We start from the raw sequence: 11,928 nt of genomic DNA on the forward strand, positions 1-11,928 counted from the left end.
ACGCGGCGGATTGTCAAGCTCCGCGGGAGGCGCACTCGTGTCCGGCGAGCCGCCCCCGGGCGGCGCGTCGTGCGTGCGCGCACGGAACTCCTCGAACTCCGTGGCGGTTTTCGGGACCACACGATGCCTGATCGCGTCTCCGCGCCCCGCGCAGGAAGGGGTTGACAGCAGCGACGCGCTTTCGATTACCTCTCTTGTGCCGGCCCAACCGCTCAGCTGGCCAATCACTCTGCGCCCACAGGCGAGCCGCGGTGAACGTGTAGCGTGGGTTACGGGCCCGCGCCGCCGTCCCGCTGCCCCTGTGGACAAACCGACCGGCTCCCACGGCCGCGTCCTGACGTGCCTCCGCGACGGGAGGGAGGGTTATTCGCTAGGATCAGCGCGAAACGGTCGATCGGTACAGTGACTTCGCAGGGTTCCTCCTACATCGATCTACATGATTGTCAGCGCAGTGGTCGTGGAAAATTGTGATCTATATTACTGAAATGTTGCAGTGTCGTGGCATGGCCGGTGCAACGCGCCGGGCGGCCGCTGACGTTTCTGCCCTCTGAACTCCCGATGGCGCCTGCTGGAAGCCGCGCGATGCACTCGACGGGGCACCCCGAACCCGGGTAATCTCGTTCCCGCCTCACTTGTCAACCAACCCCCGAGGCTTTGATGTCCGTTTCCAAGCAGGCCGACGTAGCTCCGACCTTGCGACCGCCGCCCGCGTTACCGGCGGACGGCATGGTCATTTCCGCGAACTTCTCGGTCGGTGGCTTCAGCAAACGGTGGAACCACTGTCATCAGCTGGCTAACTTCCTCGCGCGATATGCAAGTGCCAACGAGGACGATCCCGAGCGACATGCCACCCTACTCTCGACCTTCTTCAACGAACTGCTCGAAGCCGTCTATCGGAATCACGGGCCCAGCGGTGAAATAAAGATACGGTTCCGGAAGAGCCAGAATCATATCTCTGTCGAGGCCGAGGTGCCGGTCAACGAACAGAGCGCCAAGTTCTACAACCATGCCGTCCAGCTGGTCAATCAGCCCGACCCGATGTCGTGGTATCGAGAGATCCTCGAGAACGACGTCCCGGAAGAGGACGCGCAGGCGCTCGGATTACTGGAGCTCGCGGTCGTGTACGGCTCCAAACTCAGCATCACAGAACCCACGGGCGGGGGCTGGCTCCTGCTGGCCATTCAGTTCCCGTTCACTGAGGTAGACGAGTTATGACTGCTTCGATCGGTCGCGAATCCGCCGTGCCGCCTTCGTCCTCGAGCGGCCTCCCCTCGTGGCGCTCGCAGGTCACCTTCAGCATGCGCGTCGACCAGACGGATCAGGAGGTCGCGCTGTCCGGCATGCTGCGGCCATTTGGCGCCGATCAGATGAGAGCCATCCGCGGCACGCTGGAGACGGCAGCGAAGAGCGCGTGCGGCGAGCTGTGCCTCGATTTCAAGCGCCTCAAGTACATGAACAACGTCGCGTTCCTGGAGATCAACAGGTTCGTGCGCTGGGCGGTCGAGGCGCGGCCCAACCTCAAGATAAAGCTCATCATATCGAGCGTCATCCCCTGGGCCATCCGCAAGTTCCAGGTGATCGCGGAGATCTACCCCAACGTCTCCGTCGAGATCTACGACATGGCGTTCTATCCGATACAGCGGATGCTGGAGGACGCCGAGTTCATCGACGTGCTCCGGCTGCAGGAGCGGATCATCTGGGAGCATGAGCGGAAGATCCTCCCGCACCACGGCCTGATGCCGGGGATGAGGATCGCGGACATCGCCTGCGGGCTCGGCTACTTCGCGGTGATGCTCCAGAAGGACTTCAAGCCGGAGTACATCGTCGGCGTCGATCACTCGCGCCCGTCGCTCCGCTACGCTCAGGAGATGGCGAAGCGGCTCGGGATGGAGGACGTGGAGTACCAGTACGGGGACGCCGCGACCCTCCTCCTGCCGGACAACTCGTTCGATTTCGTCGCCTGCCGCCTCGCGCTCCAGGTCTTCCACCAGCCCGAGATGATCATGCAGGAGCTCTATCGCATCTGCAAGCCGGGCGGGCGCATCTACATCACGAACGAGATGATGTCGTGCAACTACGGCTGGCCCGACTACGAGCTCATCCGCGCGACCTACCAGCGCATCCTCGAGCTCGGCAAGATGGTCGGCATGGATCTCGATATCGGCATGAAGACGCGGCAGGTGCTGACGGACGCCGGGCTCGAAGACATCAAGATCAACCTCATCGACATCACGAACATGAACACGGACTGCTACGACTTCGCCCGGGTCGTCGAGAGCTGGATCAACGGGACGAGCCAGATGGCGGCCACGGCGGGCACTCCCCCGGAGTTCCACCAGGAGATCACGGCCGGGCTCAAGGTCCACATGGCGACCATCACCAACCCGAAAGGACTGGCGTCGTGGCCCATCTACGCGGGGTCCGGTCGCAAGCCAGTGAAGATGATGTAGTGCGTGACGTGGCAACCTCAGTCGCTTCGGTGGGAGATTCTCATACGTGACCTCGCCTGCTGATGAGACGACGAAGGCGCCGCCGAGGCGCGGCTTCTTCGCTGGGCTCAAGAAATTCAACACGAAGTTCATGCTGGTCACCGGGTTCAGCGTGCTGCTCGGTGCCCTGCTGAACGTCCTTGTCGCTCGGCAAGGCCTACATGAGCTCAGCCAGAAGTCCGCCCGCGAGATCGAGGGCGGGCTGAACGCGGCGAACCGCGAGTACCTGACGAATCACCTCGGCGACACGGCACAACAGCTCAACCTGCGGCTGGGCCACGCCTACGCCGACCTCAGGATGCTCGCCGCCATCATGCAGACGATGGTGGACCACGGCGAGGAGCTCGACGATCTGCACACGAAGGTCGCGAGCCTGGACTTCTTCCGCGACAAGCTCGTCTACAATTCGAAGAGCAACTGGTGGCAGAACGGCCCTGACGAGCCGACCGTGGTCGGCGTCTGGGGCTATCAGGGCAAGGACGGGCAGATCTTCCCCGAGGTGCAGCGGGCGGTGGACAGGACCGCGGTGCTCGACCTCATCCTCCCGTCGTTCCAGAAGTACGGCGCCGACAAGCTCCAGATCTACTACGCGGACAGCGCGGAGCAGCCGTTCGTGCGGGTGGCGCCGTACCTCGACATGGGGGGTACGTTCGACAAGCTCTATCCGGGGCACAACGAGAAGAGGTGGTACGACTTCTTCTATCCCGGCCTCGTCGAGAGCTGGAGCGAGTGGCTGAAGGAGCCCGGCGGGCTGCAGAACCGCCCCGTCCAGACGACGGTCACGGCGCCGTACGACGACGCGGGCGGCGGCGGCATGATCATGACCGCGTTCCACCCGATCTGGAGCAAGGAGCGGGACAGGTTCGCGGGGGCGCTCGGGCTGGACCTCACGCTCGCGCAGCTCGTCGAGTCGATCAAGGACGTCCGGCTGGCGAACGCCGGCTTCGCCTTCCTGACGCAAGCGGACGGCAACGTGCTCGCCGTGAACAACCTCGGCGCCACGACGCTGCGCCTCCGGGCCGAGGGCGGCGCGGGGCAGAACGAGGGGGTCGGCGTGCTCCAGCGCCGCCTCAAGGACAGCAGCGACCCGGCGGTGGCCACGATCTCGCTGCCGAGCGATGACCAGGTGGATTACCATGAGCGGATGATCGCCGGCGAGGCGTACATCATCGCTCTCCAGCGGCTCGCCCCGGTCAATAGCTGGGCTGGCCCCGGCGCGCGGATCGAGTCGCAGCACTGGACGCTCGGGTTCGTCGTGCCGAAGAAGGAGCTGTACGCGTCGCTCCTCGCGTCCCAGCGCGCCATCGAGGAGAGCCGGACCAGCATCGTCACGACGCAGATCCTCGTCACCATCGCGTCGTTCCTCGTGCTGATGCTCGGCGTCTACCTGGTCTCGCGCAAGATGACGGGCGCGCTCGTCGCGCTCTCGGCCGGCGCGGCGCGGATGCGCGAGGGCGACTACGGCGTCCGCATCGAGGTGAAGTCCGCGGACGAGATCGGGCAGCTCGGCGTCGCGTTCAACGACATGGCGAGCGAGATCGAGGCCTACACGAACAACCTCGAGGAGCTCGTCGGCGAGCGGACGCGCGCCCTCGAGAAGGCGAACCAGGAGATCAGCGAGCTGAACGCGAAGCTCGCGCAGGAGAACATCCGCCTCGGCGCGGAGCTCAACGTCGCGCGCCAGCTCCAGCTGATGGTGCTCCCCGCGCCCATCGAGCTCCAGGAGATCCCGGGCCTCGACATCGCCGGCTACATGGCCCCGGCCGACGAGGTCGGCGGGGATTACTACGACGTGCTGCGGAACGAGGGCATGGTCAAGATCGGCATCGGCGACGTCACGGGACACGGGCTCGAGAGCGGCGTCCTCATGCTGATGGTCCAGACCGCCGTGCGCACCCTGGTCGCCGCGAACGAGCGGGACCCGAAGAAGTTCCTGAGCATCGTCAACAAGGTCATCTACCAGAACATCCAGCGCATCCGATCGGACAAGAACCTCTCGCTGACCCTCCTTGACTACAGCGACGGTCAGCTGCAGCTCACCGGCCAGCACGAGGATCTCATCATCGTCCGGAAGGACGGCACCCTCGATCGCGTCGAGACCATGGGGCTCGGGCTGCCGATTGGCATCGATCTGGACATCAGCGACTTCATTTCGAGCATCGAGGTGAACCTGGATCCAGGGGACGTCGCGACGCTCTTCAGCGACGGCATCACGGAGGCGGAGGATGTCTCAGAGGTGCAATACGGCATCGACCGGCTGTGCCAGGTGATCTCGCGGAACCACGAAAGGACCTCGAAGGAGATCAAGGACGCTATCATCGAGGACGTCTTGGCGCACGTAGGCTACAACAAAATCCATGATGACATCACTGTTCTTGTCATTAAGAGGGTATGAGCAAGGGGGAGACTGGGCATTACCATGAGCGAAATCATCGGCGTCTACTCTTTAGACGATTCGTTCAGCGAGCACATGTCGCTGACGTTGTATCCCGACTCGTTCGCGGTGAGATGGAGCCTCTGCAACCTGACGGCGAATTTCATGGCCGAGTACTTCGGCGAGCTCTTCCCGGAGATAGACGGCGAGGACAGGCTCATCAGCCGAGACGAAGTCTCAGGCGCCATCGGTTACGTTCTGAACGAGCTCGTCGAGAACGCCGTCAAGTTCAACCAGCACGGTGACATCACCGTGACGGTCGGCATCGGTCGTGAGGACCTGGTGTGCCTCGTCAGCAACCAGATCACGAACGCCGCCGTGCCCGCGCTGCGCGAGAAGCTCCTCGAGCTCACGCAGGAGGACCCCGGGGAGCTCCTGCGCCGGCAGGCCGAGGCGAACGCCGAGGACGCCGAGAACGCCGGGTCGGGGCTCGGCTATCTCATCATCATGAATGATTACGGTGTCAGTCTTGGGTGGAAGCTGGACCCGATCTCGGTGAACAGCTTCAGCATCAAGACGATGGCCAGGATTCCTATTTTGAATGAAAGGTCGAGAATGGAAATCAAAGGTGGCAACTACCGGGTTTGGTACGATCCCTCTGAGGTGGTGGTGTACCTGGAGGGCATCCTTCGTCTTGGCGGCACAACGGAGTACGCCCCGATCGAGGAGCTGCTCGACAAGGTCCTGGCCACGAATCCGCCCACCATCACGCTCGACGTCAGGGCGCTGAACTTCCTGAACAGCTCGGGGATCAACGTCCTCTACAAGTTCGCGATCGCCACCCGGAAGAAGGGCGAGCTCCAGCTCATCGTCCGCGGGTCGAAGTCCATCCCGTGGCAAGGGAAGTCGCTGCCCAACCTGAAGAAGTTCAACCAGAACTTCGAGATGATACTCTGTGATTGAGATCGGATGGGATCTTCCGTCCAACCCGAATCGCGTCCAGGTCGATCCATGACTGCACCCAAGGATCTCAGCTCGATGCACTCCAGAGGCTTCATACAGAAGCAGAGTAATCTGGATGCCATCAGGGCAATCGTGAAGGAGCGGCAAGCGTGGAACACGCTGCTACGCGACGAGGGGAACTTCAATGACTTCATGGAGCGCTGCAGCGCACTCCTGGAGTACGTCGACAAGCTGAAGCTGGATTTCGACGATCTCTCCCTGGTGCACGAGGCGATCCTGGAGCACGCGACCAGCATTGAGAACGAGCTTGAGGGATACAACCGGGCCATCGACGACGACCTGGCGGTGGCGCGGCAGGTACAGCGCGCGCTGCTGCCGGAGGCGAGCGGGGCCATCGCGTCGGCGTTCGACATGGCCATCTTCCACAAGCAGCTCGCGCAGGTGGGAGGGGACTACTACGACTTCTTTTATCTTCCCGGCGAGCGCCACGCGATCGGTGTTTACGATATCTCAGGGCACGGAGTATCGTCGGCGCTCATCATGGCGTTTCTGAAAGCCCAGTTCGCTCACGCCACCAAACGGCTCGACAGCCCGGGGGCGATCGTGGACTGGGTGAACCGGAGCGCCTACTCGTTCCTCCGGGAGGTCCGCCGGTACGCGACGGTGAACTTCGTCATGTTTACGGATCGATTCCTCCGCTACGTGTCGGGCGGAGGCTACGGACTCCTGGTCCGTCGAGGGACGCCTCGCTCGTGCAATCGGGTGAGCAACTTCATCGGTCTGCGCATCAAGCCGTTTCACGAGTTCGAGCTGCCGTTCGAGGAGGATGACGTCCTCGCCTTGTACACAGACGGGATGTTCGAGGCGCAGGACGCGAGCGGGGAGATATATTCCGTGCAACGTCTCAACGAAATTGTCGTCAAGCACAGCGAGGAGCCGGTGCAGGTGATCCTCGACCGGTGCATCGAGGACTACACGCGGTTCCGGGTGGCGGACGCCGACGACATCACACTGATCATCCTGCGAAGGTGCGCCTGATGAAGCCCGAGAAGAATCATTCGCAGACGTCGGTCGGTGCATCGATATTCATATCTCCGATCGATCACATCACGGGCGACGTGGCCGGCCTGCTTGCGAACTTTTTGGACGCGCTGCTGGTGAGGTTCTACCCCAGGAGGATATGCCAGAAGGTCAACGTGGTGGTCACAGAGCTGGTCACCAACGTGATCCAGCACGGGACCGAGCGCGAGAGCGAGGTGCGACTCGACCTGAGCATCGACCCGGACCGGCTGCTCATCAAGGTATCCAACCGCGTCACGCCGGAGGAGTACCGAACCGTCAAGGCGGTATTCGACGAGATCTTCGCCGCGGAGGACCCGAGGGAGCTCTTCGCCAGGACGGTGCGCGAGCGGCGCAACGACCGGCGCAGGGGCGGCCTCGGCCTCATTCGGCTGACTGCTGAGAACAAATTCCATCTCTCGACGCAGTACGTCGATGGAATCCTCGTCGTCCAGGCTACTTTCCCTTGAAAAGGCTGCGTATGTTTTCCACGAAAGGTCGCGTATGAAGGCTCTCAGCTATGGAGAAATCACGGATGGCGGGCTGAGCGTCTTTCAGTCGGTCGCCCGGCTCGATGACGACAACCGCCTCGTCCTGACCTTCGAGGGCGCTATCCGGATCGACAACCCGTACCGGTACCTCTCCAGCTACCTCGACGAGCTGGCGCGGGTCCTCCCGCAGCATCCGATCACGTCCACGGTGATGGACTTCGTGAAGATGCGGTTCTGCAACTCGAACGGCTTCTACGTCATCATGGACATCGTGGACGCCGTGTACAACCTGGTGCCCGGGCGGGTGACCGTGCGTCGGATCCTCGACGACGACTGGCAGCACGAGACGCTGCCGATCCTGCTCAACCTGAACGAGGAGCACGTGGCCGCGCGGACGACGTTCGAGGATGTCAAAGAGCCGTGACGCCGTGACGGCGGGGTGGGGGCTGCGCGAGGCGACCGGCGATGAACGCACCTGCGAACGAAGCGGACGTGGAGAGGTTCTTCGCTGTCTGTCCGGATCCGCTCTGCCTTTTGCGGATCGACGGATCGTTCCTCCGCGTGAGCGGCGCCTGGGAGAGCACGCTCGGGCTGGGGACGGAGGAGCTGGTCGGGACGAACCTCCTCGATCTGGTGCACCAGGACGACCTCGCCGCGACCCAGGAGCAGCTGGCGCGGCTCCGGCAGGGGCCCGTGACGCTCGGGCTGGAGAACCGGTGCCGGAGCCGGAGCGGCCTTTACGTCTGGCTGTCGTGGTCGCTGCTGTCGATCCCGGGCGAGGGGCTCATCTACGCCTGGGCGCGCAACGTGGGGAAGCAGAAGCGCGTGGAGCGGGCGCTGATGCAGCGGATCGAGACGAAGATGCTCGTCGCGTCGATCTCGGCCCATTTCATCAACGTGAAGCTCGCGGACATCGACCGCGGCTTCCACGCGGCGCTCGCGGAGCTCGGCAGGGCGCTGCGCGCCGACAGGACGAGCCTGTTCCTGCTGTCGGAGGACGGGCGGCGGTTCCTGAACACGCACGAGTGGTGCGCTGACGGGGTGCCGTCGCTGCTCGCGGAGCGGGCCGTCGTCTCGAGGGACGAGTATCCGTGGCTCGTCGAGCGGCTGTTCCGCCTCGAGGTGTGCGACGTGCCGCGCGTGGCCGCTCTGCCGGACGAGGCGGCGAGCGAGCGGCGGGCGTGGACCGAGCTCGGGATCGCCTCGCTCGTGCGGATGCCGGCGGCGTACGCGGGCCGGCTCGTGGGCGTCGTGGGGATCGACGCGGTGCGGTCGAGCCGGGCGTGGGACAAGGGGGTGCGGGCGCTGCTCCAGGTCGTCGGCGAGATGTTCGCGATCACGCTGGAGCGGATGCGCGCGGAGGAGTCGCTGCGCGCGGTGGTCGAGCAGCAGGAGTCGCTGCGCGCCGTGATCGAACGGCAGGAGTCCGCGATCGAGACGCTGTCGACGCCGATCATCCAGGTGTGGAACAGCGTGCTCGTGCTGCCGCTCGTGGGCAGCATCGATCGGCACCGGGCCACCGAGATCACGGAGAAGCTGCTGCACACGATCGTCGAGACGAAGTCGCGGTATGCCATCGTCGAGGTGACAGGGGTCGAGGAGGTCGACTCCACGACGGCGCAGCACCTCATCAGCATGCTGCAGACGATCGAGCTGCTCGGGGCGCAGGGGGTCGTGGCCGGCGTGCAGCCGCAGGTGGCGCAGACGGCGTCGTCGCTCGGGATCGATCTCTCGTCGGTGCAGGTGCACCGGGACCTCCAGGAGGCGCTGCGGTGGTGCATCCGGGAGATCCGGGCGGACGGGAGGCGGGGGAAGCGGCGGCGGGGACGGCGGCGGTAGAGAGGGCGAGCCGGGCGGCGCGGCCCCCGGAGAGCGCCTGCGCTGAGTCCGGGCCTACGATGGGGCAACTGCGGGTGGTGCGGTACTCACCGCAGACAGGCAGCAGAGGGTCGAACCGCCAAGACGCCAAGAACGCGAGATCATTGAAATTTCTTGGCGTCCTTGGCGCCTTGGCGGTTCCCAAAGTCCCGCACGTGCGGCCACAGTACCGCACGACCCAACTGCGCCCGGGGCGGGGAACCGGCGAAGGCGTTCGCTCGATGGATGGATTCGTTCCTGCTGTACTAATACGGCAGAGCTTGACGCGTCCTTGGGGAGCGAATATTTCGTACACGAAGCATCGTGACAGCGACCCTGCCGACGCCGGAGAGGCCGGAGATCGACGCCATCGTGGAGATGATCATCTATCTCTACACGGAGTCGCGGCGGCTCACGAAAGGGATGGCGAGCGGGTTCGGGCTCACCGGGCCTCAGCTCACCATCCTCAAGCTGCTCGAGTCGTTTCAGGACCTCTCGCTCTCCACGCTCTCTGAGCGGATCCGCGCGCAGAACAGCACGGTCACCGGGATCGTCGACAGGATGGAGCGGGAAGGGCTCGTCCGGCGCGAGCGCTCGAAGGCCGACAGGAGGGTCGTGCACATCCGGCTCAGCGAGAAAGGGGCGCGGCTCGCCCGCGAGATCCAGGTCGAGCCGATGGAGATCTTCCGGAGCGCGCTGCTCAGCCTGAGCCCGACCGACCTGCGCGACCTGCTCCGGATCCTCACCAAGCTGCAGAAACAGGTGGTCGCGCGGGTGGGGCAGGGCGGACAGAGGAAGAGCGACGGCGACGGGACGTGACGAGGGAGGGAAGCACCATGAGAGAGAAGCCGACGTTCACGGGGGAGCCGAGAAACCCGAACGAGCGAGATCCCGATGTCTGCGTGGTGACCTGCGCGCTCTCCGGCGTGCTCGCCAGCCGCAAGCAGTGCCCGGCGATCCCGTACACGCCGGTCGAGATCGCCGAGGAGGCGAGGCGAGCCTACGAGGCAGGGGCGGCGGCGGTGCACATCCACGCGCGAAACGACGACGGGTCGCCGACGTTCTCGCCGGCCGTGTTCGCGAGGATCAAGGAAGAGGTGCGGCGGCGCTGCCCCGTGATCCTGAACTTCTCGACGGGCACCATCCTCGAGGACGTCAGCGAGCAGTGCGCGTACATCCGCGAGAGCCGCCCGGAGATCGCCGCCCTCAACATGGGCACGATGAACTACTCGAAGTACTCGCGCGCCCGGAAGAGCTTCGACTTCGACATGGTGTTTCCCAACACGTACGCGAAGATCGGCAAGCTCCTGTCCGCCATGAACGAGGCCGGGGTGAAGCCGGAGCTCGAGTGCTTCGACACAGGGCACACGCAGGGCGTCTGGCCGCTCATCGACATGGGCCTGCTCAGGCCGCCGCTGCAGTTCTCGTTCATCGTCAACGTGCTGGGCGGCATCCCGGCGCACGTGGAGTCGCTCCAGCTCCAGACCAGGATCATGCCGGCCGGCTCGGAGTGGGAGGTGATCGGGATCAGCCACGGGCAGTGGAGGATGCTCGCGGCGGCGCTCGTGCTCGGCGGCAACGTGAGGTGCGGGCTCGAGGACCACTTCTACCTGCCGAGCGGCGAGATGGCGCGCAGCAACGGCGAGCTGTGCGAGGTCGCCGTGCGCATGGTGCGCGACGTGGGGCGCAGGCCGGCGACCGTCGACGAAGCGCGGCAGATCCTGGGGCTGCGAGGGGACGGCGCGCCCGGCGCGGCGGAGGGGGCGGCGTCGTGACGGCGCGCGCGTACACGGTCGTCCAGGCGGCGTCCGCGCGCGGCGTCCTGCGGCTCACGCTGAACAACCCGTGGCGCAAGAACGCGATCGGGCCGGTGATGGTGAACGAGCTCCTGCACGCGCTCGAGGCCGGCATCGCGGACGAGGCGGTGCGGTGCGTCGTGCTGACCGGCGCGGGCGACGCGTTCTGCGCGGGCGGCGACTTCACGCAGATGGCCGGCGCGGAGGGGGCGCCGGAGGTCGAGCCGAAGGGCGACTACGCGGATCTGCTGCTCGCCCTCGCGAACTCGAGAAAGCCGGTCGTGGCGCGGGTGAACGGGCACGCGCTGGGCGGCGGGCTCGGGCTCGTGGCGGCGTCGCACTTCGCCATCGGGGCGCGCGGCGCGAAGCTCGGGACGCCCGAGATCAACGTGGGCCTGTTCCCGATGATGATCATGGCGGTGCTGCAGCGGCACGTGAGCCGCCGCAAGCTGCTGGAGATGATGCTGCTCGGGCAGCGCCTCGACGCCGACGAGGCCGCGCGGTGCGGCCTCCTCAACAAGGCGGTGGAGCCGGACGCGCTCGACGCGGCGGTCGAGGAGGTGACGTCCACCATCGCGGGGAAGAGCCCGATCGCGGTGCGGCTCGGCCTGGAGGCGTTCGCGGCGCAGGACGATCTCGATCTGGAGTCGGCGCTGCCGCTGCTGCGCGAGCGGCTCGCGGGGTGCCTCGCGACGGACGACGCGCGCGAGGGGCTGATGGCCTTCCTGGAGAAGCGGCAGCCCCGCTGGTCGGGCAAGTAGGCGCCCGGGGCGCGCGAGCGCTTTGCGGGGGACGGGAGGGCGCCGCTGGCCGCGACGCTCGCTGGCTTTCGGTTGAAGGCGCCCTGCTCGCCGCCGCGCGCCGCGGACGCGAGGCGCGCGGCGGCGGCGAGGCGCGCA

11 protein-coding genes are annotated in these 11,928 nt (G+C 65.4%); all 11 read left to right on the forward strand.

From position 1 onward, the window contains the following. The first annotated feature begins 657 nt into the window (after window positions 1–657). Window positions 658–1,215: a hypothetical protein gene (locus WMF24_RS09225; protein WP_437736006.1), complete on the forward strand. Its 558-nt coding sequence runs from the start codon at window positions 658–660 to the stop codon at window positions 1,213–1,215. A 26-nt stretch (window positions 1,216–1,241) separates the two neighbouring features. Next, the gene (locus WMF24_RS09230) at window positions 1,242–2,450 is read left to right on the forward strand and encodes a methyltransferase domain-containing protein (protein WP_437736007.1); all 1,209 of its coding nucleotides are present in this window, start codon (window positions 1,242–1,244) and stop codon (window positions 2,448–2,450) included. A 46-nt stretch (window positions 2,451–2,496) separates the two neighbouring features. Beyond that, entirely contained in the window at window positions 2,497–4,884 is a 2,388-nt protein-coding gene (locus tag WMF24_RS09235) for a SpoIIE family protein phosphatase (protein WP_437736008.1), read from the forward strand. A gap of 24 nt (window positions 4,885–4,908) precedes the next feature. Beyond that, the gene (locus tag WMF24_RS09240) at window positions 4,909–5,826 is read left to right on the forward strand and encodes a slr1658 superfamily regulator (RefSeq protein WP_436611841.1); all 918 of its coding nucleotides are present in this window, start codon (window positions 4,909–4,911) and stop codon (window positions 5,824–5,826) included. 48 nt (window positions 5,827–5,874) lie between these two features. Beyond that, window positions 5,875–6,864 carry a PP2C family protein-serine/threonine phosphatase gene (locus WMF24_RS09245; RefSeq protein WP_437736009.1) on the forward strand — a complete coding sequence of 330 codons (990 nt, stop codon included), beginning with the start codon at window positions 5,875–5,877 and terminating at the stop codon, window positions 6,862–6,864. Further along, entirely contained in the window at window positions 6,864–7,355 is a 492-nt protein-coding gene (locus WMF24_RS09250; RefSeq protein WP_437736010.1) for an ATP-binding protein, read from the forward strand. Before WMF24_RS09245 ends, WMF24_RS09250 begins: the two co-directional genes overlap by 1 nt. 34 nt (window positions 7,356–7,389) lie before the next feature. Next, window positions 7,390–7,800, forward strand: a complete 411-nt coding sequence (locus WMF24_RS09255) for a hypothetical protein (RefSeq protein WP_020734190.1) — start codon at window positions 7,390–7,392, stop codon at window positions 7,798–7,800. A gap of 41 nt (window positions 7,801–7,841) precedes the next feature. After that, window positions 7,842–9,215 (forward strand): STAS domain-containing protein, encoded by a 1,374-nt coding sequence (locus WMF24_RS09260; protein WP_437736011.1) that lies wholly within the window; start codon window positions 7,842–7,844, stop codon window positions 9,213–9,215. A gap of 342 nt (window positions 9,216–9,557) precedes the next feature. Next, the gene (locus WMF24_RS09265) at window positions 9,558–10,052 is read left to right on the forward strand and encodes a MarR family winged helix-turn-helix transcriptional regulator (RefSeq protein ID WP_437736012.1); all 495 of its coding nucleotides are present in this window, start codon (window positions 9,558–9,560) and stop codon (window positions 10,050–10,052) included. Window positions 10,053–10,069: 17 nt separating this feature from the next. After that, window positions 10,070–11,008 (forward strand): 3-keto-5-aminohexanoate cleavage protein, encoded by a 939-nt coding sequence (locus WMF24_RS09270; RefSeq protein WP_437736013.1) that lies wholly within the window; start codon window positions 10,070–10,072, stop codon window positions 11,006–11,008. After that, a complete protein-coding gene (locus tag WMF24_RS09275; RefSeq protein ID WP_437736014.1) occupies window positions 11,005–11,790 on the forward strand; it encodes an enoyl-CoA hydratase/isomerase family protein in 786 nt (261 codons plus the stop codon). The genes WMF24_RS09270 and WMF24_RS09275 overlap by 4 nt, the downstream gene beginning before the upstream one ends. The last annotated feature ends 138 nt before the right edge of the window (window positions 11,791–11,928 follow it).

This window comes from Sorangium sp. So ce1335, from assembly GCF_051521615.1.
Taxonomy (GTDB): Bacteria; Myxococcota_A; Polyangia; order Polyangiales; family Polyangiaceae; genus Sorangium.